22 protein-coding genes are annotated in these 22377 nt (G+C 61.3%); 7 read left to right on the forward strand and 15 right to left on the reverse strand.

The features are described 5' to 3' along the window. The gene (locus BLR63_RS22370) at positions 1-720 is read left to right on the forward strand and encodes a PA5502 family lipoprotein (RefSeq protein WP_010566709.1); all 720 of its coding nucleotides are present in this window, start codon (positions 1-3) and stop codon (positions 718-720) included. 94 nt (positions 721-814) lie between these two features. On the opposite strand, the gene katE is transcribed toward BLR63_RS22370, so the two are convergent. Next, positions 815-2956, reverse strand: coding sequence for a catalase HPII (katE, locus tag BLR63_RS22375; protein WP_010566708.1), 2142 nt, complete (start codon positions 2954-2956; stop codon positions 815-817). 265 nt (positions 2957-3221) lie between these two features. Here katE and BLR63_RS22380 point away from each other — a divergent pair, with 265 nt between their 5' ends. The 3 genes from BLR63_RS22380 to BLR63_RS22390 are packed head-to-tail and all read left to right on the forward strand — an operon-like array spanning position 3222 to position 5725. Next, positions 3222-4229: a methionine ABC transporter ATP-binding protein gene (locus tag BLR63_RS22380; protein WP_010566707.1), complete on the forward strand. Its 1008-nt coding sequence runs from the start codon at positions 3222-3224 to the stop codon at positions 4227-4229. After that, positions 4229-4903, forward strand: a complete 675-nt coding sequence (locus BLR63_RS22385; RefSeq protein WP_010566706.1) for a methionine ABC transporter permease — start codon at positions 4229-4231, stop codon at positions 4901-4903. Before BLR63_RS22380 ends, BLR63_RS22385 begins: the two co-directional genes overlap by 1 nt. A 51-nt stretch (positions 4904-4954) precedes the next feature. Beyond that, complete coding sequence (locus BLR63_RS22390; protein WP_010566705.1) at positions 4955-5725, forward strand: MetQ/NlpA family ABC transporter substrate-binding protein; 771 nt, start codon at positions 4955-4957, stop codon at positions 5723-5725. A 75-nt stretch (positions 5726-5800) separates the two neighbouring features. On the opposite strand, the gene BLR63_RS22395 is transcribed toward BLR63_RS22390, so the two are convergent. From BLR63_RS22395 to BLR63_RS22415, 5 genes are read right to left on the reverse strand one after another with little or no spacing between them, the layout of a single operon-like run. Then, positions 5801-6436, reverse strand: coding sequence for an SCO family protein (locus tag BLR63_RS22395; RefSeq protein ID WP_010566704.1), 636 nt, complete (start codon positions 6434-6436; stop codon positions 5801-5803). Next, positions 6433-7332 carry a heme o synthase gene (gene cyoE, locus BLR63_RS22400; protein ID WP_010566703.1) on the reverse strand — a complete coding sequence of 300 codons (900 nt, stop codon included), beginning with the start codon at positions 7330-7332 and terminating at the stop codon, positions 6433-6435. The genes BLR63_RS22395 and cyoE overlap by 4 nt, the downstream gene beginning before the upstream one ends. Then, positions 7320-8399 (reverse strand): COX15/CtaA family protein, encoded by a 1080-nt coding sequence (locus BLR63_RS22405; RefSeq protein ID WP_010566702.1) that lies wholly within the window; start codon positions 8397-8399, stop codon positions 7320-7322. The genes cyoE and BLR63_RS22405 overlap by 13 nt, the downstream gene beginning before the upstream one ends. 10 nt (positions 8400-8409) lie before the next feature. Then, positions 8410-8994 (reverse strand): hypothetical protein, encoded by a 585-nt coding sequence (locus BLR63_RS22410; protein ID WP_010566701.1) that lies wholly within the window; start codon positions 8992-8994, stop codon positions 8410-8412. Then, complete coding sequence (locus BLR63_RS22415; RefSeq protein WP_042947326.1) at positions 8960-9724, reverse strand: SURF1 family protein; 765 nt, start codon at positions 9722-9724, stop codon at positions 8960-8962. The genes BLR63_RS22410 and BLR63_RS22415 overlap by 35 nt, the downstream gene beginning before the upstream one ends. Before the next feature lie 45 nt (positions 9725-9769). Between BLR63_RS22415 and BLR63_RS22420 the strand changes: the two genes are divergently transcribed. Beyond that, entirely contained in the window at positions 9770-9973 is a 204-nt protein-coding gene (locus BLR63_RS22420) for a twin transmembrane helix small protein (RefSeq protein WP_010566699.1), read from the forward strand. 6 nt (positions 9974-9979) lie between these two features. On the opposite strand, the gene BLR63_RS22425 is transcribed toward BLR63_RS22420, so the two are convergent. The 4 genes from BLR63_RS22425 to coxB are packed head-to-tail and all read right to left on the reverse strand — an operon-like array spanning position 9980 to position 14265. Then, complete coding sequence (locus BLR63_RS22425) at positions 9980-10867, reverse strand: cytochrome c oxidase subunit 3 (protein WP_010566698.1); 888 nt, start codon at positions 10865-10867, stop codon at positions 9980-9982. Between the two features lie 34 nt (positions 10868-10901). Then, a complete protein-coding gene (locus BLR63_RS22430; RefSeq protein ID WP_010566697.1) occupies positions 10902-11453 on the reverse strand; it encodes a cytochrome c oxidase assembly protein in 552 nt (183 codons plus the stop codon). Between the two features lie 36 nt (positions 11454-11489). Then, a complete protein-coding gene (gene ctaD / locus BLR63_RS22435) occupies positions 11490-13079 on the reverse strand; it encodes a cytochrome c oxidase subunit I (RefSeq protein ID WP_010566696.1) in 1590 nt (529 codons plus the stop codon). Between the two features lie 58 nt (positions 13080-13137). Next, positions 13138-14265 (reverse strand): cytochrome c oxidase subunit II, encoded by a 1128-nt coding sequence (coxB, locus tag BLR63_RS22440; RefSeq protein WP_010566695.1) that lies wholly within the window; start codon positions 14263-14265, stop codon positions 13138-13140. A gap of 367 nt (positions 14266-14632) precedes the next feature. On the opposite strand from coxB, the gene BLR63_RS22445 reads away from it, so the two are divergent. Then, the gene (locus BLR63_RS22445) at positions 14633-15280 is read left to right on the forward strand and encodes a hypothetical protein (RefSeq protein ID WP_010566694.1); all 648 of its coding nucleotides are present in this window, start codon (positions 14633-14635) and stop codon (positions 15278-15280) included. A gap of 123 nt (positions 15281-15403) precedes the next feature. Here BLR63_RS22445 and BLR63_RS22450 read toward each other — a convergent pair whose 3' ends face one another. From BLR63_RS22450 to BLR63_RS22460, 3 genes are all read right to left on the reverse strand, one after another. Continuing rightward, the gene (locus BLR63_RS22450; protein ID WP_010566693.1) at positions 15404-16945 is read right to left on the reverse strand and encodes a SulP family inorganic anion transporter; all 1542 of its coding nucleotides are present in this window, start codon (positions 16943-16945) and stop codon (positions 15404-15406) included. Between the two features lie 85 nt (positions 16946-17030). Beyond that, positions 17031-17762 (reverse strand): carbonic anhydrase, encoded by a 732-nt coding sequence (locus BLR63_RS22455; RefSeq protein WP_010566692.1) that lies wholly within the window; start codon positions 17760-17762, stop codon positions 17031-17033. A 226-nt stretch (positions 17763-17988) separates the two neighbouring features. Next, a complete protein-coding gene (locus BLR63_RS22460) occupies positions 17989-19047 on the reverse strand; it encodes a PA0069 family radical SAM protein (RefSeq protein ID WP_010566691.1) in 1059 nt (352 codons plus the stop codon). A 208-nt stretch (positions 19048-19255) separates the two neighbouring features. Here BLR63_RS22460 and BLR63_RS22465 point away from each other — a divergent pair, with 208 nt between their 5' ends. Then, entirely contained in the window at positions 19256-19912 is a 657-nt protein-coding gene (locus tag BLR63_RS22465) for a dual specificity protein phosphatase family protein (protein WP_010566690.1), read from the forward strand. A gap of 108 nt (positions 19913-20020) precedes the next feature. On the opposite strand, the gene BLR63_RS22470 is transcribed toward BLR63_RS22465, so the two are convergent. Continuing rightward, positions 20021-20293, reverse strand: coding sequence for a YheV family putative zinc ribbon protein (locus BLR63_RS22470; protein WP_010566689.1), 273 nt, complete (start codon positions 20291-20293; stop codon positions 20021-20023). Further along, positions 20290-22341 (reverse strand): oligopeptidase A, encoded by a 2052-nt coding sequence (gene prlC / locus BLR63_RS22475; protein WP_010566688.1) that lies wholly within the window; start codon positions 22339-22341, stop codon positions 20290-20292. The genes BLR63_RS22470 and prlC overlap by 4 nt, the downstream gene beginning before the upstream one ends. Positions 22342-22377 lie beyond the last annotated feature (36 nt).

Below are 22377 nucleotides of genomic sequence, written 5' to 3' on the forward strand. Positions count from 1 at the left end.
ATGAAGCTGTTCACCTTCCGTTATCTGCTCCTTGCCGCATTTTCCCTGCTGCTGGGCGCCTGTCAGAGTACACCGCCCGCCGCCCCCGAAGCCCCGGACGCCCGTGCTGCGGCCATCGCGCAGCTGGAACGAAACCTGGCCAGCAGCGAGCTGGCCACCGCCGAAGACCAGTTGGCCGCCTTGCAGGCTCAATCGCCCAACGACCCGGCATTGGAGGCTTACCAGCGCCAATTGGCCGAAGCCTATCTGCAGCGCAGCCAGATCGTGCTGCAAAAAGGTGATGTCAACGCCGCTGCCACTGCCCTGAGCCGTGCCCGCGCGCTGATGCCCAAGGCCCCGGCGCTGACCGGTGGCGTCAATAGCGCCATTACCCACGCCCGCAAAGCCGAGCTGGATAAAGCCGAGGAAGCCCTTAAAGCCGCTGAAGCCAAGCCCGCCGCCAAAGTCATCGACCCGACCGCACAAAGCACCACCGTGGCACTGAACCTCACCGACATCGAAGCACTGCGTCATCAGTTGGATGCCATCGCCACCGACGTGGTGAATTACCAGTGCGATGTGAGCATCCAGGCGCCACGTACCCAGGATTACCCATGGCTGGCCACGTTACTGAGCAAACGGGTGAAGCGTATCGATTCGGGGTATGACCTGAAGATTCACCGGCAGATTCTGAAGAATATTCCGGCGCAGATCGTACTGATTCCGCGCAAGGCGGAATAAAACCATCGGGAGCAAGCCCCCCCCACATTTGAAATGCATTCCAAGTGTGGGAGGGGACTTACTCCCGATAGCGATCTGAACAACAACCAATGACTTAAGCCGGAATCGCCTTGGCCTTCGGCTCCCGATCCCAGACCCGATGCTGTGCAATCGCGGCAAAGAACGCCTTGAATGCTTTGGCATCCGATCCCACGATCAGCCCCGCATCCGCTTCAAGCTTGAGCAGATCCAACAATGGTTTGGCATCACTGGCAAGCGCGATTGCCTTCAGGTGCTTGTAGGCTTCCAGCAGGAAGTGCAACGCAACCCCGTCACCGCTCAAGGCCTTCACCGAATCCTTCCCGCCAGGGACAAACACCGCATCAAAGGCAATCGACGGCATGCCTTCCATCGAGGCATCCACCTTCAAGTGCTTGCCATCGGCGGTCGTCACCGGCGCCGAGGTCGGCCCCAACAGCTTGGCATGCGCACCCTCGGCTTCCAGCGCCTTCTTCAAGGCCGCAATCGCCGCACCATCTACGCCATCGGCTACAAGAATCGCCACTTTGCGCGTTTTGATATCGCCCGACAGCAGGTTCACCTGGCTCAACGCCGGCGACGCTTTCAACGACGTCTTGCGCGGCGGCACTGTGCCTTGGGTCGGCGCCGGCAAGCCCAGGTTCTGCGCAACGCGCTTGGCCAGCTCCAAGTCGATATTGGCCAGAATCTCGTTGACCTGACGGACGCGGATAAACTCGCGCTCCACCTTGCCCAACTCGAAGCTGTAGGCCGCGATGATGTGCTCCTTCTCGTGGTGGCTCATGCTGTTGAAAAACAGCGTGGCCTGGGAGAAGTGGTCGCCAAACGACTCACTGCGTTCGCGCACCTTGTTGGCATCGACGCGCTCGTAATAGGTTTCAAAACCACCGCCCTGGGCCGCAGGCGGCGTTTCTTTCGGCCAGCCGCCGTCAATCGAATTCGGCTCATACGCAGCTCGGCCCTTATCGATCACGGTGCGATGCTGGGCATCACGCTGGCCATTATGGAAAGGCACTACGGGCCGATTGATCGGCAGCTCATGAAAGTTCGGCCCACCCAGTCGGCTGATCTGGGTATCCGTGTAGGAAAACAGCCGGCCTTGCAGCAGCGGATCATTGGTGAAGTCGATACCCGGCACGATATGCCCAGGGCAAAAGGCAACTTGCTCGACTTCGGCGAAGAAGTTGTCCGGGTTACGGTTAAGCACCATCTTGCCCAGCGGCGTAATCGGCACCAACTCTTCAGGGATGATCTTGGTTGGATCGAGCAGGTCGAAATCGAACTTGTGCTCGTCTTCTTCCGCGACGATCTGCACCCCCAACTCCCACTCCGGGTAATCGCCGCCCTCAATCGCTTCCCACAGGTCACGACGGTGGTAATCGGTATCTTTGCCGGCCAGCTTTTGCGCTTCGTCCCACACCAGGGAACAGGTGCCGACTTTGGGATGCCAGTGGAATTTCACAAAGCTCGACCGACCTTCGGTATTGATCAAGCGGAAGGTATGGATGCCAAAACCCTGCATGGCGCGCAGGCTTTTTGGAATGGCACGGTCAGACATTGCCCACAGCACCATATGGGCCGATTCAGGCTGCAGCGAGACAAAATCCCAGAACGTGTCGTGGGCCGAGCCGCCGGTCGGAATTTCGTTATGGGGCTCGGGTTTTACCGCGTGGACGAAGTCGGGAAACTTGATTGCATCCTGAATGAAAAATACCGGCATGTTGTTGCCCACCAGGTCGAAGTTGCCTTCGTCGGTGAAGAACTTCACCGCAAAACCGCGCACGTCGCGCACCGTGTCGCCCGAACCGCGCGGGCCCTGCACGGTGGAGAAACGCACGAACACCGGGGTTTTATGCGCTGGGTTACACAGGAAAGCGGCCTTGCTCAGGGTCGAATGGTTTTCATAAGTCTGGAAATACCCATGGGCGCCTGTGCCACGGGCATGCACGATGCGCTCCGGGATACGCTCATGGTCAAAGTGCGTGATTTTTTCACGCATGATGAAGTCTTCCAACAACGACGGCCCACGGGCGCCGGCTTTCAAGGTGTTCTGGTTGTCGGAAATCTTCACGCCTTGATTGGTCCGCAAGGCCTGGCCGGTGGCGTCGGAACGGAAGGCCTCCAGGGCCTGCAGCTTGGCGTTGGTGTTGCCACGGTCAACGGTATCGGTGCCCGCAAGCTCACTCTTCGTCGGGGTGGCTGGCTTCTTGGTACTCATCAGTCAAAACTCCTTATCCAAAGTGGCCAGAGCGGTCCCCGGCTCGTTTGAGCAAAACCCCAGGCACGGCACCCGGGAAATCGCGTTGCCTAAGTAGTGACTGACACAGTTTTGCGCCGTTCCTTTTTTATGACCTTTGATCGCGTTATTGCCCAATCGCTGGATGAATGCGAAATAAATGCTAAGAAACGCTAAACGGACAGGCTAAAATGCGCGCCCGGCTAACCGCTGATCCCTTTTCAATGCGCCCCACAAGGTTCGCTACGTGATCGAGTTTCATAACGTCCATAAAACCTACCGCGTCGCCGGTAAGGAAATCCCCGCGCTGCACCCCACCAGCCTGCGCGTCGAGAACGGCCAGGTGTTTGGCCTGATTGGCCACTCCGGTGCGGGAAAAAGTACCTTGCTGCGTCTGATCAATCGCCTGGAACAACCCAGCGGCGGACAGATCAATGTCGACGGTGAAGAAGTCACCGCACTGGACGCCAACGGCCTGCGCCGTTTCCGTCAGCAGGTCGGGATGATCTTCCAGCACTTCAACCTGCTGGCCTCCAAGACCGTCGCCGATAACGTGGCGCTGCCGCTGACCCTGGCGGGCGAACTGTCGCGCAAGGACATCGACCGGCGCGTTGCCGAACTGCTGGCCCGGGTCGGTCTGTCGGACCATGCCAAGAAGTACCCGGCGCAGTTGTCCGGCGGCCAGAAGCAGCGCGTCGGCATCGCCCGCGCCCTGGCGACCAAACCCAAGATCCTGCTGTGCGACGAAGCCACCAGCGCCCTCGACCCGCAGACCACCGCGTCGGTCCTGCAACTGCTGGCCGAGATCAACCGCGAATTGAAGCTGACCATCGTGCTCATCACCCATGAAATGGATGTGATCCGCCGCGTGTGCGACCAGGTGGCGGTGATGGACGCCGGGGTGATTGTCGAGCAAGGCTCGGTGGCGGATGTGTTCCTGCACCCCCAGCACCCGACCACCAAGCGTTTCGTCCAGGAAGCCGAGCAGGTCGACGAAAACGAGCAGCACGATAATTTCGCCCATGTCCCCGGTCGCATCGTGCGCCTGACGTTCCAGGGCGAAGCGACCTACGCGCCGCTGCTGGGTACCGTCGCCCGTGAAACGGGTGTGGACTACAGCATCCTGGCCGGGCGTATCGACCGCATCAAAGACATTCCCTACGGGCAACTGACCCTCGCCGTCACCGGCGGCGACATGGATGCCGCATTTGCGCGCTTCACCGCCGCCGACGTCCACATGGAGGTGCTGCGCTGATGGAAGTCCTGATGAGTTTCTTCGCCAATATCGACTGGTCCGAGATCTGGCTGGCCACCGGCGACACCATGATCATGCTGTTCGGTTCGCTGTTCTTCACCGTGCTGCTGGGCTTGCCCCTGGGCGTGCTGTTGTTCCTGTGCAGCCCGCGTCAGTTGTTCGAGCAGAAGGGGTTGTATGCGCTGCTGTCGCTGGTGGTGAACATCCTGCGTTCGCTGCCATTCATCATCCTGCTGATCGTGATGATCCCGTTCACCGTTCTGATCACCGGCACCTCGCTGGGTGTGGCGGGGGCGATTCCGCCGCTGGTGGTGGGCGCGACGCCGTTCTTTGCACGCTTGGTAGAAACCGCCTTGCGCGAAGTGGACCGCGGCATCATCGAAGCCACCCAGTCCATGGGCGCCACGACGCGCCAGATCATCACCAACGCCCTGCTGCCCGAAGCCCGTCCCGGCATTTTCGCGGCGATTACGGTGACGGCGATTACACTGGTGTCCTACACGGCCATGGCCGGCGTGGTCGGTGCGGGCGGCCTGGGTGACCTGGCGATCCGTTTCGGCTACCAGCGCTTCCAGACCGACGTAATGGTGGTCACGGTGGTGATGCTGTTGGTGCTGGTGCAAATTCTGCAAACCGTCGGCGACAAGCTGGTGGTGCACTTTTCTCGAAAATAACGGCCATTGCCGGCCACTGGCCGGCAGATGCCCGAACAAGGAGCTTGCTGGATGAAAAAACTACTGGTTGCCTTCGCTGCCGTCGCGGCGTTTTCCGCCCACGCCGAAACCATCACGGTCGCCGCATCGCCGGTGCCCCACGCCGAAATCCTCGAATTCGTGAAGCCTGCGCTCGCCAAAGAAGGCGTGGATCTGCAGGTCAAAGTCTTCACTGACTACGTGCAGCCCAACGTACAAGTGGCTGAAAAGCGCCTGGACGCCAACTTCTTCCAGCACCAGCCGTACCTGGATGAGTTCAACAAAGCCAAGGGCACTCACCTGGTGAGCGTCGGCGCGGTACACCTGGAACCCCTGGGCGCCTACTCCAGCAAGTTCAAGAAGCTGGAAGACCTGCCAAGCGGCGCCAACGTGGTGATCCCCAACGACGCCACCAACGGCGGCCGCGCATTGTTGCTGCTGGCCAAGCACGACCTGATCACCCTGAAGGACCCGACCAACATCCTGTCGACCATCAAGGACATCACCGCCAACCCGAAAAAGCTCAAGTTCCGCGAACTGGAAGCCGCCACCCTGCCGCGCGTGCTGACCCAGGTCGACCTGGCGCTGATCAACACCAACTACGCGCTGGAGGCCAAGCTGGACCCGTCCAAGGACGCCCTGGTCATCGAAGGCAACGACTCGCCTTACGTGAACATCCTGGTGACCCGCGAAGACAACAAGGATTCGGACGCAGTGAAAAAGCTGGTCGCCGCCCTGCACACGCCTGAAGTGAAGAAGTTCATCGAAGAGAAGTACAAAGGCGCGATCCTGCCGGCGTTCTGATCCGACTCGATCTCCAGCACACCAGCGATCAAAAAAAGTGGGAGGGGGTTTGCCCCTCCCACTTTTTTTTGCCTGCTATTTACGCTGCAACAACCCCGGCAACTGCGCAATCAGCTTCTGATTGTTCAACGGCGCGCGGATAAACCCACGCTGCGTACCATCCGGGCCGATCAGCGCGAGGTTGCCGCTGTGGTCGACGGTGTAGTTGGGCTTGCTGGTGTCCGCCGGGATGAACGGGATGCTCACGGCGTTCGAGAGCTTTTGCACATCGTCCACATTCGCGCCGGTCAGGCCCTGGAACTGCGGATCGAAGTAGCCCAGGTATTGCTTGAGCTGGGTCGGGGTGTCGCGGTTGGGGTCGACGCTGACCAGGATCACTTGCAACTTATCCACAGCCTCTTTGGGCAGCTCGCTCTTGATCTGGCGCAGCTGGGCGAGGGTGGTGGGGCAGATGTCCGGGCAGAAGGTGTAGCCGAAGAACAGCAGGCTCCACTTGCCTTTCAACTCATTGACCAGCACCGGCTGGCCGTCTTGGTTGGTCATGCTCACTGGCGGCAACTGGCGGCTTTGCGGCAGCAGGATGATGCCAGCATCGATGAGCGCGGCGGGGTCGCCCTGGCCTTTGCCCGAAAGCACTTTGTTGACGGTCAGGCCCATGATCAACGCGACGATGGCGACCAGGATAAAGACGGTTTTTTGAGTTCGAGTCATAGGTTCAACAGTAGGTAGTGATCTACGAGCAGGGCGATAAACAGCAAAAACAGGTACGCGATAGAGTACTTGAAGGTGCTGATCGCCGCGTGCGGCTGAGCGCCACGGTACAACACCCAGGCCCATTGCAGAAAGCGCCCGCCCAATACCAGCGCGCAGACCAGGTACAGCAGGCCGCTCATATGGATGACGTAGGGCATCAGGCTCACCGCCAACAGGGCGAAGGTGTAGAGCAGGATATGCACCTTGGTGTAGTGCTCGCCGTGGGTGACCGGCAACATCGGAATGTCCGCCTTGGCGTATTCCTCCTTGCGATGAATGGCCAGGGCCCAGAAGTGCGGCGGCGTCCAAGCGAAGATGATCAGCACCAACAGCAACGGCTCGGCGCTGACATGACCGGTGACAGCGACCCAACCCAATAACGGCGGCGCCGCGCCGGCCAGGCCGCCGATGACGATATTCTGCGGCGTCGCACGCTTGAGAAACCCGGTGTAGATCACCGCATAGCCGAGCAGCGAGGCCAGCGTCAGCCAGGCGGCCAAGGGATTGGTGAACGCCAGCAGCAACGCCAGGCCGGCAACCGCCAGCACCAAAGCAAAGGTCAACGCCGCGATGGGCGACACCCGCCCTTGCGCCAGCGGGCGTTTGTGGGTGCGCGCCATCAGCGCATCGATGCGCCGATCCACCACATGGTTGACCACCGCCGCGCCGCCGGCGCACAGGGCGATCCCCAGGTTGCCGAACACCAGTACCGTCCACGGCACCCCGGCGCGGGTGGCGAGGAACATGCCCACCAGGGAGGTGATGAGCATCAGCACCACCACTTTCGGCTTGGTCAGCTCCAGGTAGTCACGCCAGATCGCCTGGCCGTGACGCGCGCCGATCAAGGTCGCCATGGCATTTCTCCTTTAAGGGTTACAAGGCCCGACGCCGGCTTGCGCGGGCTGAAGCGCCAGCCGAACGGCAATTGATTGCGCACCCGGACCAGGCTGGTGCGGGCGTGGTAATTGACCAGCACCAGCGTCAGCAACAGCGCGGCGCCACCGGCGTTATGAGCGACGGCCACCGGCAATGGCAGGCCGAAAGCCACATTGCTCACACCCAGGCTGATTTGCGCACCCAGGGCAATCAGCAGCAGACCCGCGAGCCGCGTCATGCCCACCGCGCGCAACTGCCAGGCCAGCCCCAGCAGCACCAAGCTCACCAGCACCGCACCGATGCGATGGGTCAGGTGAATGGCCGTGCGCGCCTCGCTGTCGAGCTGGCCGCCGAGATAATTGGGGCCGATGTGCTGGGTCAGGTGAAAGCCGTTGGCAAAGTCCGCCGCCGGCCACCACTGGCCATGGCAGGTCGGCAGGTCGACACAGGCCACCGCCGCGTAGTTGGAACTGACCCAGCCGCCCAGCGCGATCTGACCGATCACCAGCACCAGCCCGGCAGTGGCCCAATATTGCAGGCGCTTGGGCACGATCAACGCGGGGAGCACGCCGGACAGACGCAGGGTCAGCAGAAACAGCAGGCTCAAGGTGGCAAAACCGCCCAGCAAGTGCCCCGTCACCACTTGCGGCCACAGCTTCAAGGTGACCGTCCACATCCCAAACGCCGCCTGGGCGAACACCACCGCCAACAGGAACAGCGGCAACTTCAGCGGCTGGCCGGGATCACGCCGATGCCGCCAGGAACGCGCCGCCAACAGCACAATCAGCAGGCCCAGGGTGCCGGCGAAATAGCGATGGGTCATCTCGGCCCAGCCCTTGTCGGCCTCCACCGGCGTGTCGGGGAAATGCAACTCGGCATGGGCCAGTTGCGCTTCGCTTTGCGGCACGCTGATGAAGCCGTAGCAACCGGGCCAATCCGGGCAGCCGAGGCCGGCGTGGGTCAGGCGGGTATAGGCGCCGAGCAGCACCACAATCAGCGCCAGCAAGGTGGCAAACAACGCGAGGCGAAATCCAGGTTTGGCCATGACGATGCCCTCATCCGATGTTCGACAGTTTCAGCAGGTGGCGCAGGTCGTTGAGCAAGTCCTTGCCATTGACCCCGGCGTCGTAGCGCAGCACCAGGTTGCCATGGGGATCGACGATCCACAGTTGCGCCTCGCCCGGTGCAGCGGCGGCCTTGGTGAAGGTCGACAGGTCCAGCGGATAGCGTTGCAATTGCGGGTACTCGGCCTTGAGTTTGGCGTCGTAGTCAGTGCTGAGGGGCTGGGCGCTGGCCAGGGCGTGACTGGCGCGGGAGGCATCGCGCCCGAGGCCGATCTGCAGTTGCCGCGCCAGGTACACCAGTTGCTGGCAATCCGCAGCGCAGGCGGTGGGCGCGGTGACCAACAGTTGCCAGCGTTGCTCATCGGCCTGCACGCCGATGTCGGTGCGGGTCTGGCCGTTGCCGATCAGCTCGCCGTGATAGCTGCGGCTGTCCGGCACCCAGAACTGCAGCTTGTACATGAAGGTGGCCAGCGCCATCGGGCCGATCACCATCATCAGGATCAGGATCAACTGCCAACGACCTTTGCGCCGGTCGGGCACCTCAGACATGTTGAGTGGATTCATGGCCGCTCCCATGGGGCTTCTCCTTTTTGTTATGCCAGCCGAGGTAGAGGTACAGCGCCAGCAACGCCAGCGCCATGGCGAACCATTGCACCGCGTAGGCCAGATGTTTTTCCGGGCCCATGGCCACGATCGGCCAGGTGGTTTCGTACGTACCGGGCCCGGCTTCGGCGCGCAGTTCGTAGGTAAACCCGCTGCGACCGAGCTCTGCCCATAACGCCGCCGGATGCAACGCCGTCAGCAGACGCGGCCATTGGGTGCTCGCCGGGTCGGCATGCAGTTGGAAGGTTTCGCCGGGCGCGACGTATACCCAGGCGTCGAGGTTCACCGCCTGTTCGGGGGTGCTGAACACCGGCGGCCTGCGCCGATCCGGCCAGGGCAGCCAGCCGCGATTGAGCAACAGCCACAGGCCGCTGGCCTGGTCGTGAAAGGGTTGCAGCAGTTCCACACCGGCCTTGCCGTCGCGCATGCGGTTGTCCAGCAGCACGCTGTGTTCGGCATCGAACAACCCACGCAAATGCACTCGGCGGAAGGCCGGATCGGTCAGTTCATTGAGCTGCGCGCCGCTGATCGGCTCGGCCACGCGCCGCTCGGCATAGCTGTCCACCAGTCGCTGCTTTTCATGACCGCGAGACACTTGCCAGCACCCCAGGCCCACCATCAACGGCAGCAACACCAACACCACCAGCGTGGGTGCAAGGCCGGGGCGAAAGCGTTTCATGGCGCTGGCTATACTTGTTTTCATTGCCCGCCCATCCCCTCAATGCCCAGCGAAGCCAGGAGCCCAACCATGCTCAAAGCAGCCATCGCCCTGATGCTGATCGCGACCGTCGCGAGCCTGTTCAGTGGCCTGTTCTTTCTGGTCAAGGACGAGGGCCACTCCAATCGCCTCGTCACCGCCTTGACCGTACGCGTCGTGCTGGCGGTGATCACCGTGGCGTTGATCGCCTGGGGCTTTTTCAGCGGCCAGCTGGTGTCTCAGGCGCCGTGGTAGGGCGCCTCACAGTACATACACAAAGAAAAACAGCCCGATCCACACCACATCCACAAAGTGCCAATACCAACTGGCCGCTTCGAAGCCGAATTGATGCTCGGCATTGAAATGCCCGCGCAAGATGCGCATCAGCATCACAAACAAAATGATAGTGCCGATGGTCACGTGGGCACCGTGGAAGCCGGTGAGCATGAAGAACGTCGCGCCGTACACACCTGAACCGAGCGTCAGGCCCAGCTCCTTATAGGCGTGGATGTATTCCTCGGCCTGGAACCCGAGGAACGCCAGGCCCAGCAGCACGGTGATCGCCAGCCAAAGCTTGAGCGCGCCGCGATGGCCTTTGCGCAGGGCATGGTGGGCGATGGTGATGGTCACGCTGGAACTCACCAGCAGAATGGTGTTGACCAACGGCAGCCCCCACGGGCTGATGGTGCCTTCCGGCGCGGGGTACAGCTTGGGATCGGGGTTGTTGAGCAACGGCCAGGTGAACTCGAAGTTCGGCCACAGCATGTGCGCGATGCCCTTATGGCCTTCGCCACCCAGCCAGGGACCGGACATGTGCCGCACATAAAACAGCGCTCCGAAGAACGCGATAAAGAACATCACCTCGGAAAAGATGAACCAGGTCATGCCCCAGCGGAACGAACGGTCCATCTGTGCGCTGTACAACCCGGCACGGCTTTCCTTGATCACCGCGCCGAACCAGCCGAACAGCATGTAGGCCAACAGCAGCCCTCCGACGAAAAAGATCCACGGCCCGTGGGATTCTGGCCGTGCAGCTTTCAGATCGTTGAACCACACGCCAAGGCCGTACACGGTGATCAACAGGCCGAACGTGGCAATTATTGGCCACTTGCTTTGCGCTGGTACGTAGTACGTATCATGAGTCGACATGTATTCGCTCTCCTGATTGAGCCCCAAACAGTAGCTAGCCGCCGCTGTGGACAGCCACGGGCGGTTGGCGCGCTGTGATATCGAACAGCGTGTATGCCAGGGTCAGATGCTTCACATCCTTGGGCATGTCGCGGTCGACGATGAAGCGCACCGGCATTTCGATGCGCTCGCCTGGCTGTAGCACTTGCTGGGTGAAGCAAAAACACTCGGTCTTGTGGAAATACATCGCCGCTTCCGCCGGGGAAATGCTCGGGATCGCCTGGGCGGTCATCGGCTTGTCGGTGGGGTTGTAGGCCACGAACAGCATCTCGTTGACCGCCCCCGGGTTGACCACGAGTTCATCGGCCTTGGAATGAAACTCCCAGACCATGTCGATGGCATTGGTGGACAGGAACTGCACCCGCACCTGGCGCGACGGATCGACGATCTGCTCGCCCTCATACTGCCCGGCCGTCTTGCCGTTGATACCGAACGCCTTGCACATCACGTCGTAGATCGGCACCAGGGCAAAACCAAAGGCGAACATCGCCAGCACCAGGATCAGCAGGCGGGTGACCAGACGCTTGAGCGGCACGGAGTCAGCCATGACACCCCCTCCCGCCGGAGATGCGTGCAAACCGGTTCATTTGACCTCCGGCGGCGTGGTGAAGGTGTGGTACGGCGCGGGCGAGGGGATGCTCCACTCCAGGCCTTCGGCGCCATCCCATGGCTTGGCCGGCGCCGGCGGGCCGCCGCGGATGCACTTGATGACGATGAACAGGAAGAAGATCTGCGTGGCACCAAACATAAACGCGCCGATGGACGAGACCATGTTGAAGTCGGCGAACTGCAGGTTGTAGTCCGGCACCCGGCGCGGCATGCCGGCCAGGCCGACGAAGTGCATCGGGAAGAACGCCAGGTTCATGCCCACGAAGGACAGCCAGAAATGCAGCTTGCCCAGGGTTTCGTCGTACATGTGGCCGGTCCATTTCGGCAGCCAGTAATAGGCCGAAGCGAAGATGCCGAAAATCGCGCCGGGTACCAGTACGTAATGGAAGTGCGCCACCACGAAATAGGTGTCGTGGTACTGGAAGTCCGCCGGGGCAATCGCCAGCATCAGCCCGGAAAAGCCGCCGATGGTGAACAGGATCACGAAGGCCACCGCAAACAACATCGGCGTCTCGAAGGTCAGCGAGCCCTGCCACATGGTGCTGACCCAGTTGAACACCTTGACCCCGGTGGGCACCGCGATCAGCAGCGTGGCGTACATGAAGAACAGCTCGCCCACCAGCGGAATGCCGACCACGAACATGTGGTGCGCCCACACGATGAACGACAGGAACGCAATGCTCGCAGTGGCATAGACCATCGAGGTGTAGCCGAACAATGGCTTGCGCGAGAAGGTCGGGATGATCGAGCTGACGGCACCGAACGCCGGCAGGATCATGATGTACACCTCGGGGTGGCCGAAGAACCAGAACACATGCTGGAACAACACCGGGTCACCACCGCCGGCCGCACTGAAGAAGCTGGTACCGAAGTGGATATCCATCAGCATCATGGTCACGCAACCGGCCAGCACCGGCATCACCGCGATCAGCAGGAACGCGGTGATCAGCCAGGTCCAGACGAACAGCGGCATTTTCATCAGGGTCATGCCAGGGGCACGCAGGTTGAGGATGGTGGCGACCACGTTGATCGCGCCCATGATCGAACTGATGCCCATCAGGTGGATGGCAAAGATGAAGAACGTCACGCTTTCCGGCGCGTAGGTGGTGGAGAGCGGGGCGTAGAAGGTCCAGCCGAAATTCGGCCCGCCGCCGGGGGTGAACAGGGTCGAAACCAGCAGCAGGAACGCCGCCGGCAACAGCCAGAAGCTGAAGTTGTTCATGCGCGGCAAGGCCATGTCCGGCGCGCCGATCATCAGCGGGATCATCCAGTTGGCCAGGCCGACGAACGCCGGCATGACCGCGCCGAACACCATGATCAGGCCGTGCATGGTGGTCATCTGATTGAAGAACGCCGGCTCCACGATCTGCAGGCCGGGCTGGAACAGTTCGGCACGGATCACCATGGCGAACGAGCCGCCGAGCAGGAACATGGTGAAGGCGAACCACAGGTACATCGTGCCGATGTCCTTGTGGTTGGTGGTCAGCACCCAGCGCATCAAACCCTTGGCGGGGCCGTGGGCATGGTCACCTGCGTGACCATGGTCATCGATCACAGCGCTCATGGCCGTTCTCCTGCAAGCGAGTGGGCGGGGCGGTTCGGGGCACAGCCAATGAAATACGTCATTTGCTTTCCGCCTGCTTGATGGCCAACACGTCTTTCGGCGTGACCATGTCGCCTTTGTTATTGCCCCAAGCGTTGCGCTCGTAGGTCACCACGGCGGCGATATCCACTTCCGAGAGCTGCTTGCCGAAGGCCGCCATGGCAGTGCCGGGCTTGCCGAAGTAAACGCGGTGCAGGTGGTCTTCCTTGGGCCCGGTGGCGATCGGCGAGCCCTTGAGCGCCGGGAACATCGGCGGCAGGCCCTGGCCTTCGGCCTGGTGACAGGCCACGCAGGTGGTGTGGTAGACCTTGTCGCCACGGGCCACCAGCTCATCCAGCGTCCATTCCTTCGAGGTCAGTTCCTTGAGCTTGGCGGCCTCTTGCTTACGCTCGCCGAGCCAGGTGTCGTAGTCCGCCTTGGACTTGACCTCGACCACGATGGGCATGAAGCCGTGGTCTTTGCCGCACAGTTCGGCGCACTGACCACGGTAGATCCCGGGCTTCTCGATCCGGGCCCAGGCCTCGTTGACGAAGCCGGGGATCGCGTCGCGCTTGACCGCAAAGGCCGGCACCCACCAGGAGTGGATCACGTCGGCGGCGGTCACCAGGAAACGCACCTTGGCCCCCACCGGCAGCACCAGCGGCTGGTCGACTTCCAGCAGGTAATGCTCGCCCTTGGCGGCCTGGTTGTGGATCTGCTCGGCGGGCGTGGCCAGGTTGCTGAAGAACTCCACGTCCTGGCCCAGGTATTTGTAATGCCACTTCCACTGGTAGCCAGTGATCTGGATATCGACATCCGACTCACTGCTGTCGTAGATGTTGATCAGCGTCCTGGTCGCCGGAATAGCCATCGCGATCAGGATCAGCAAGGGCACCACGGTCCAGAGGATTTCCACGGTGGTGCTTTCGTGGAATTTGGCCGCCACCTGGCCCGTGGAACGGCGGTGAACGATCATCGACCAGAACATCGCGCCAAACACGACGATGCCGATCACCACACAGATCCAGAAAATGGTCATGTGCAGGTCAAACACAGCGTGGCTGACTTCAGTCGCCCCCGGCGCCATATTCGTTGTCCAGGCGGCGTGCGCCTGGCCGAATACTGACCACAACAGGAGGCCCATCCAAACATGTGGATGTCGCGTCATTGCGGGTTCCCCTTATCGTTCTTGTTATCCCGCCGGTTTGCACCTGCGTCGAAGGGAGCGGCTTCCATACTGCTTACAACCGCTTAGCCTCACCTGCTTATGCAGTCTGGCGTCATCAGCGAATCGCGTACAAAACCGAGTATAGACAGCACCTGCCACCCCGCAATGTGCAGGGGCAAATGAGCTGAAACAGACGGACGGAGCCCATAAAACCGGGAGCGGAATCGTTTATCCGACGAACGATGGCATTTCGATATAACACCGGCGCATAACCATGAAATAATTATGACAAATGCGTCTTAGGCGCTTGTGTAAACGAACTACCTTGTCCTTTCCCTTTTCCTACGCCTGCTTCACTGGAGCTTTCATGAACACCGCCGCGTTGCGCGAGCAGATTTCCCGTGCCCATCAACACGAAACCAGTACCGGCCAGCTTACCCGCAAGCTGGAAGTCCAGTTACCGCACCTTCATCCGGCCATCTCCCTGCCCGATGTGGACGCCAAAGGCGTGATGACACGTTTCGTCAGCGCGTACATTGCCCAGGTTCCGGACTTGCTGGACGCTGCGAACGATGTGGCCCGGGAAGCCGGTATCGAAAGCCAGATCAAGCCCGTGCTGAAGATCGCCGAGCATTTCTTCCTGCAACCGCCCGCGATTCTCGCTGGCCATGAAGGGCTCGACAGCCTGCTGGACGAGGCCTACCTGGCCCATCGTCTGGTGGAGGAAGTGAACGATTTGTATATCAAACACTTTGGCCAGCCGTTGATTCCGGCGGATACCACGGTAGCCAACCTGATTGCCCATCAACTGATCGGCGAAGCATTCGCCAACCAGCTGGATGAAGCGGTGCATCACGCAGTGGATGAAATGCTCAACGAAGACAGCTTTGCGCTGGAGTCGGTCGAAGCCTACCGCGAACAGCTGAAAAGCCCGGACACCGAAGCGGCGTGGAAACGCTGGCCCTGCCTGTCGCGACAGTTGGGCGTTGAATTGGCGCTGGATCAGCCGGCTTAACCCTCCCTTGCAGGAGCGAACTCGCTCTCGAAAAACCTCAACGATGACGCGGGGATTCTGAATCTGCGCGCCATCCTTGGATTCTTCGCGAGCAAGCTCGCGCCTACAACGGGTCAGCGGTGGTCAGACGGCCGCTGAGCCAAGCCCCGTCGTCGTGCGCACCCGGCCTTCCAACCGGCGCTTCAACCCACGCGCCTCGATCATCAGCTTCGAGCCCTTGGCCGCATTGGCCCGCCCCCATTCCTCCAGTAACTCCAGGCACGAATGGTCGATATAGCTCAGGTTACTCAACGGCACATGCACCGTGGTTCCCGCAGGCACCGTCGACAGTACCTGGGTCAGCGCCGGCACTTTCAAAAAGGTCGCCGCACCGGTCAGGCGCAACTCCATTTCACCGTCTTGAGGCAGATCGATCAGGCTGACTTTCAGCCGTGAAGCCTTGAACGCCAGGTTCACCAGCGTCAGGCCAAACCCCACCAGCACGCCGGTCAGCAGGTCGGTCAAAATGATCGCCAGCGCCGTGGCCGCATAGGTAAACATCGGCATCCGACCGTAGCGTCCCAATGCTTTGAACGCCTTGATGTCGACCAACTTGATCCCGGTATACACCAGCACGCCCGCCAGGCTCGCCACCGGTATGCTTTGCAGCACGCTCGACAGCAACAGCACGAACCCCAACAGCCATAGGCCGTGGAACATCGCCGACAAGCGCGTGGTTGCGCCGGCCTGGACGTTGGCCGAACTGCGCACGATCACACCGGTCATCGGCAGTGCACCGATCAGACCGCAGAGCATGTTGCCTACACCCTGGGCGGACAACTCCTTGTCGAAGTCGGAGCGCTGACCGCTGTGCATGCGGTCGACTGCCGCCGCCGAGAGCAGGGTTTCGGCGCTGGCGATAAACGCCACGGCGAAGGCGGCGATCAACAGTTGCGGATCGGCCAGGTTCAGCAGGTCACCAGGACGCAGCCAATCAATGGCGTCGGCAAGGTTTTCCGGAACCTCCACGCGCTTGACCTGCAGCGCCAGCATCAGGCTGGCCACCGTTGCCAGCCCCACGCCCAACAAGGCGCCCGGCACGAACCGCAGCGGTTGTGGGCGGAATTTATCCCACAAGTACATCACCAGCATCGTCGACAAACCGAGCAACCCGGCCTGCCAACCCAGGCCACCGCCCAGGGTCGGAACCGCCTCGGCCAACGCGGCTGGGAAACCCGCGAGGTTATCCAACCCGGAGGGCTTGGGCGCGCCGTCGAGCATCACATGGATCTGCGACAACACAATCAATACGCCGATCCCCGCCAGCATGCCGTACACCACCGCAGGCGCCGTGACGCGGAACCAGCACCCCAGGCGCAGACGCCCGGCCATCAGTTGCAGGAAACCCGCCAGCAAGAGGATCGGCCCGAGCATCAGCATGCCGTGTTGGCGCACCAGCTCGAATACCAACACCGCCAAACCCGCCGCCGGGCCGCTGACCTGCAACGGCGACCCCGCCATCCAGCCCACCACCAGGCCACCGATAATGCCGGTGATCAGGCCTTTGGCCGGCGGCATGCCGGACGCGATCGCAATCCCCATGCACAAGGGCAGGGCGACCAGAAACACCACCACGGAGGCCAGCAGCTCCCGTGGCAGAACAGCTTTCAATTGAGCAGCACGCATGATGACTCTCCCAAGGCATTCGCCGGGCGCGGCAAAGCCTGGCTGCATCCATGGCAGCCACCGCTTTACCCGGCAGGGAAGTGTGTTAGAAGCGCGCTTTAGGCGTCGCGCAAGGGATCGGCTCGGTGCCGTTCAGCGGTCGGAACGCCGCCTTATCCGCATCGTAGGCGCGGATTTCACTGGTCTCGATGTCGTAGATCCAGCCATGGATATACAAATGACCATTGGCCATGCGCGAGGCCACGGAAGGGTGGGTGCGCAAATGCTGCAACTGGGCGATGACGTTTTCTTCGGTCAGCATCTTCATGCTCTCGCCTTCATTGGCGCAGTCGCAGTTGTCGTGAACCATGGTCTTGGCGACTTCGGCGTGACGCAGCCAGGCCTTGACCGTCGGCATTTTCTCCAGGCTCTCGGGGTTGAGCACCGCGCGCATCGCGCCGCAGTCGGAGTGCCCGCACACAATGATGTGCTGCACGCCCAGGGCCAGGACCGCGTATTCGATGGCCGTGGAAACGCCGCCGTTCATCTGACCGTAGGGCGGTACCACGTTGCCGACGTTACGGGTCACGAACAGGTCGCCAGGGGCGCTCTGGGTAATCAGCTCGGGCACGATGCGCGAGTCGGCGCAGGTAATGAACATCGCCCGTGGGTTCTGGGCCGTGGCGAGTTTCTTGAAGAGTTCTTCCTGCTGCGGGAAGACGTCGTGATGAAAATGCAAAAAGCCGTCAACGATATGCTTTAGCGCTGCATCGGCGGATTCCGCCACTTGAGCGGCAGAAGCCGACGCAGCCAACGGCTGTTTATCCTTGTCACTCATGATTCATCCTCTTGATTAATGCAGGGGAGTTTTCAGGTCAGTTCGACGTCAGGCCAATGGATTAGTTTTAAATGCCACCAACCAGGCTGCCGACTCATCAGTCACTCGCTGAACAAGGTAACCGTCGAAACTTAACTCAAACTGAACAAACCGCTCTAGATCGCGGGTTTCAGTGATATCAAAACGCGACCATTCCTACAGGAACGGTGCATTCTTGCCTGTCAGTCTACAACAATGCCATCTGCCTGCCCGGTGGGCAGAACGCCGTGCAATCCAGGTTGAACCCTTCCCGTCGATCGAGCCCCAGGCGTTTGAGCGCCTTGCTGAAACGCTGGGCCAACAAATCGGCGAACGGCCCCTCGCCCCGCATGCGCACGCCGAACCGGCTGTCGTACACCTCGCCACCGCGCACCTGGCGCACCAGACTCATCACATGGGCCGCGCGCTGCGGGTAATGCGCCGCCAGCCACTCCTCGAACAACGGCGCCACTTCCAGGGGCAGACGCAACATCATGTACGCCGCGCTCTGCGCACCGGCGGCGTGGGCTTCGGTGAGCAGGCTCTCCAGTTCGCTGTCGTTGATCATCGGAATCATCGGCGAACACAACACGCCCACCGGAATACCTGCCTCGCGCATCACCCGAATCGCCCGCAAGCGCGCCTTGGGCGCCGCCGTGCGCGGTTCCAGGATGCGCTTGAGCTCATCGTCCAGGCTGGTGAGGCTGATCATCACCGCCACCAGGCGTTGGCGCGCCAGTGCGGTCAGCAGGTCCAGATCACGCAGGATCAACGCCCCTTTGGTGATGATGGTCACCGGGTGCCGGTAGCGCAGCAGCACTTCCAGGGTTTGCCGGGTGATCCTGTACTCACGCTCGATGGGTTGATACGGGTCGGTATTGGAACCCAGGTTGATCGGCGCACACACATAGCCCGGCTTCGACAATTGCTGCTCCAGCACCGTGGCGGCGTTGGTCTTGGCGATCAACCTGGTTTCGAAATCCAGCCCCGGCGACAGGTCCCAATAGGCATGGCTGGGCCGCGCATAGCAGTAGATGCAGCCATGCTCGCAGCCACGATACGGATTGATCGAGCGATCGAACGGCAGATCCGGCGAGTTGTTGCGGGTGATGATGGTCTTGGCCGTCTCGATGCGCACTTCGGTGCCCTGGGTCGGCGGCACTTCCTGGTACCAGCCGTCGTCCTCGACCACGCTGACCGTGGGCGCAAAGCGGTTGTGCAGGTTGGTGGCCGTGCCCCGACCACGGGGCGGCAGCGGAGTAGACATGAAAACGCCTCGGTACTGTTTTTATATACAGTATCCGGGCGCACAGCTTCTGACCAGTGCCGTTTGGCGGTCAGGTACTCGGGATTATCCGCAGCCTGACAACTAAAGATTGAAGATTCACGACTCTTTGACGAACACCTCACACCTCATTGACCTCCCCTACGCGAATCTGGGTGCTATCAACCCCTCACCCTCGGTTATTCAGCCCATGCTCAAGCATCATTGGTTTACAGCCACCAGCCTGGCGCTCCTGGCCCTGTTCGCTTCGGCGCTCTCCCAGGCCGATGCCCCCACCTCGATCCGCTCACCGGAATGGGCACAACCCGTGGGCGACCAATACAACCTGTACCAGATGACCCCCACGCTCTATCGCAGCGCGCTGCCGGATAGCCGTGCAGTGCCGTTGCTGGAAAACCTCAAGATCGGCACGGTCATCAATTTTCTGCCGGAGTCCGATAACAACTGGCTCAAAGCTCCAAGCATCCGTCAGGTTCAGTTGGTTTATCGCACCAATCATGTGGACGATTCCGACGTACTGGCGGCATTGAGGGCGATCAAGGAAGCCGAGGCCAATGGCCCGGTGCTGATGCACTGCAAGCACGGCTCCGACCGCACAGGCTTGATGGCCGCGATGTACCGCGTGGTGGTTCAAGGATGGAGCAAAGAAGAGGCGCTGAACGAAATGACCTTGGGTGGCTTCGGCAGCAGCAACGGCTTCAAGGACGGCGTTCGCTACATGATGAAGGCCGATATCGACAAGTTGCGCACGGCTCTGGCGAATGGCGACTGCAGCACCAGCGCGTTCGCACTGTGCTCGATGAAAGATTGGATGAGTAACGCGGTCAAGGCAGAGGCAAAACCGTAGGAACAAGCTTGTTCGCGAAGAACCCAATGGCATTGCGGGCATTCAGGATGCCCGCGTTATCGTTGAGGTTTTTCGCGAACAAGCTCGCTCCTACCGGGGGTGTTCGTGTCAGGTTTTTTTCAGCTTGGGGTTAGGAAAGAACTGCACCGACTGCACCTTCGGGTCCGGCACTTTGAGCGCCGAGGTATTGACCCGCGTCCCCAACTCCTTGGGTACCGATAATCCCTGGTCATTGAGCGTGTCGGTATAACCGCAGGCCACGCATTCGCGATGGGGCACGTTGTCCTCGGTCCACATCTTCAGTTTGTCCGGCTCGCTGCACGCCGGGCACACGGCCCCGGCGATAAATTGCTTTTTGCTGATCACTGGTATGTCACTCATGCTGCTGCGTCCTCACTCAGGCCGCTGTGGCGCAAGAGTGCGTCAATCGACGGCGCACGCCCGCGGAAATCGACAAACAACACCATCGGCGCCTGGGAACCGCCGCGGGCCAGGATCGCCTCGCGGAACGCACGGCCGGTGTCGGCATTGAGCACGCCATCTTCTTCGAACTTGGAGAACGCATCGGCCGACAGCACTTCAGCCCACTTGTAGCTGTAGTAACCCGCGGCATAACCGCCGGCGAAGATGTGCGCGAAGCTGTTGGGGAAACGGTTGTAGGCCGGCGGACGCATCACCGACACTTCGTCGCGCACGCTTTCGAGCACCTGCGCCACACTGCGGCCATCGCCGTGGGTGGCATGCAGTTCAAAGTCGAACAGCGAGAATTCCAGCTGGCGCACCATCATCAGGCCGGACTGGAAGTTCTTCGCCGCGAGCATTTTTTCCAGCAGGTCCTGGGGCAGCGGTTCGCCGGTTTCATAGTGGCCGGAGATCAGCGCCAGGCCTTCCGGCTCCCAGCACCAGTTCTCCATGAACTGGCTCGGCAACTCCACCGCATCCCAGGCCACGCCGTTGATGCCGGACACGCCGGCATGCTCGACGCGGGTCAGCAGGTGATGCAGGCCGTGGCCGAATTCGTGGAACAGGGTGGTGACTTCGTCGTGGGTCAGCAGGGCAGGCTTGCCGCTGTCGGCCGGGGTGAAGTTGCACACCAGGTTGGCCACCGGGCTTTGCAGCACGCCATCGATAGTGCGGCGACGGTCGCGCGCGCCGTCCATCCAGGCACCGCCACGCTTGTTCGCGCGGGCGTACAGGTCGAAGAAGAAGCGCCCGACGTGCTGGCCGTTTTCCTTGATTTCAAACAGGCGCACGTCCGGGTGCCAGGTGTCGAAGCCTTTCTGCTCGGCGATCTCGATGCCGTACAAGCGCTGCACGATGGCGAACAGGCCGCCGAGCACCTTGTCGATCGGGAAGTAGGCGCGCAGGGCTTCCTGGGACACGCTGTAGCGCTGCTCACGCAGTTTTTCACCGTAGAAACCGCTGTCCCAGCTTTGCAGGTCGGCGCAGCCTTGTTCGGCGGCGTAGGCCTTGAGCTGTTGCAGGTCCTGGACGGCGAACGGCTTGCTGCGCTTGGCCAGGTCGCGCAGGAAACTCAGCACCTGGTCGCTGGAATCGGCCATTTTCGTGGCCAGGCTCAATTCCGAGAAGGACGCATAGCCCAGCAGTTGGGCGAGTTCCTGACGCAGATCGAGGATCTGTTCCATCACCGGGCCGTTATCGTTCTGACCGGCATTCGGGCCTTGGTCCGACGCACGGGTGCAGTAGGCGGCGTAGATTTCTTCGCGCAGGGCGCGGTCCTGGGCGTAGGTCATCACCGCGTAGTAGCTGGGGAATTCCAGGGTGATCAGCCAGCCATCGAGGCCTTTGGCCTGGGCCGCGGCGGCCATCTGCGCCTTGGCCGAGTCCGTCAGGCCGGCGAGGGTGGCTTCATCGGTGACGTGCTTGGTCCAGGCCTGGGTCGCGTCCAGCAACTGGTTGGAAAACTTGCTGCCCAGCTCGGAGAGTTTGCTTTGCACTTCGGCGTAGCGTTTTTGCTGCTCGGGCGGCAGGTCGATACCCGACAGACGGAAATCGCGCAGCGAGTGCTCCAGGATGGTTTTTTGCGCCACGTCGAAACCAGCGGCTTCCGGGCTGTTGGCCAGCGCTTCGAAGGCCTGGAACAGTTCGCGGTTCTGGCCCATCTCGGTGGAATAGGCGCTCAACGCTGGCAGGCAGGCCTCGTAGGCTCCGCGCAGTTCGGCGCTGTTGCACACGGCATTGAGGTGGCTGACCGGGCTCCAGGCGGCGCCGAGGCGATCATTCAGTTCATCCATGGCGAGAACCAGACCGGCCCACGTCGGATTTTTCCCCTGGCTTTGCAGGATGCCTTCGATGGCGACACGGTTATCGGCGAGGATCTGTTCGATGGCCGGCTGTACGTGCTCGGCACGGATCGCCGAGAACGGCGGCAGGTCGTAGGGCTGCAGAAGAGGGTTGTTCGCGCTCACGGTGGACACCTTGGCTGAAGAAACATGTAAGAACAA

The sequence above is a fragment of the Pseudomonas extremaustralis genome (assembly GCF_900102035.1).
GTDB lineage: Bacteria > Pseudomonadota > Gammaproteobacteria > Pseudomonadales > Pseudomonadaceae > Aquipseudomonas > Aquipseudomonas extremaustralis.

Coding starts and splice junctions, on each gene's coding strand:
- BLR63_RS22450 (WP_010566693.1), bottom strand. CDS start 16,945: ATGCGTGCTGCTCAATTGAAAGCTGTTCTGCCACGGGAGCTGCTGGCC.
- BLR63_RS22410 (WP_010566701.1), bottom strand. CDS start 8,994: ATGGGAGCGGCCATGAATCCACTCAACATGTCTGAGGTGCCCGACCGG.
- BLR63_RS22430 (WP_010566697.1), bottom strand. CDS start 11,453: ATGGCTGACTCCGTGCCGCTCAAGCGTCTGGTCACCCGCCTGCTGATC.
- BLR63_RS22415 (WP_042947326.1), bottom strand. CDS start 9,724: ATGAAAACAAGTATAGCCAGCGCCATGAAACGCTTTCGCCCCGGCCTT.
- BLR63_RS22445 (WP_010566694.1), top strand. CDS start 14,633: ATGAACACCGCCGCGTTGCGCGAGCAGATTTCCCGTGCCCATCAACAC.
- BLR63_RS22470 (WP_010566689.1), bottom strand. CDS start 20,293: ATGAGTGACATACCAGTGATCAGCAAAAAGCAATTTATCGCCGGGGCC.
- ctaD (WP_010566696.1), bottom strand. CDS start 13,079: ATGAGCGCTGTGATCGATGACCATGGTCACGCAGGTGACCATGCCCAC.
- katE (WP_010566708.1), bottom strand. CDS start 2,956: ATGAGTACCAAGAAGCCAGCCACCCCGACGAAGAGTGAGCTTGCGGGC.
- BLR63_RS22405 (WP_010566702.1), bottom strand. CDS start 8,399: ATGGCCAAACCTGGATTTCGCCTCGCGTTGTTTGCCACCTTGCTGGCG.
- cyoE (WP_010566703.1), bottom strand. CDS start 7,332: ATGGCGACCTTGATCGGCGCGCGTCACGGCCAGGCGATCTGGCGTGAC.
- BLR63_RS22385 (WP_010566706.1), top strand. CDS start 4,229: ATGGAAGTCCTGATGAGTTTCTTCGCCAATATCGACTGGTCCGAGATC.
- BLR63_RS22460 (WP_010566691.1), bottom strand. CDS start 19,047: ATGTCTACTCCGCTGCCGCCCCGTGGTCGGGGCACGGCCACCAACCTG.
- BLR63_RS22465 (WP_010566690.1), top strand. CDS start 19,256: ATGCTCAAGCATCATTGGTTTACAGCCACCAGCCTGGCGCTCCTGGCC.
- BLR63_RS22395 (WP_010566704.1), bottom strand. CDS start 6,436: ATGACTCGAACTCAAAAAACCGTCTTTATCCTGGTCGCCATCGTCGCG.
- BLR63_RS22420 (WP_010566699.1), top strand. CDS start 9,770: ATGCTCAAAGCAGCCATCGCCCTGATGCTGATCGCGACCGTCGCGAGC.
- BLR63_RS22370 (WP_010566709.1), top strand. CDS start 1: ATGAAGCTGTTCACCTTCCGTTATCTGCTCCTTGCCGCATTTTCCCTG.
- BLR63_RS22425 (WP_010566698.1), bottom strand. CDS start 10,867: ATGTCGACTCATGATACGTACTACGTACCAGCGCAAAGCAAGTGGCCA.
- BLR63_RS22390 (WP_010566705.1), top strand. CDS start 4,955: ATGAAAAAACTACTGGTTGCCTTCGCTGCCGTCGCGGCGTTTTCCGCC.
- coxB (WP_010566695.1), bottom strand. CDS start 14,265: ATGACGCGACATCCACATGTTTGGATGGGCCTCCTGTTGTGGTCAGTA.
- BLR63_RS22455 (WP_010566692.1), bottom strand. CDS start 17,762: ATGAGTGACAAGGATAAACAGCCGTTGGCTGCGTCGGCTTCTGCCGCT.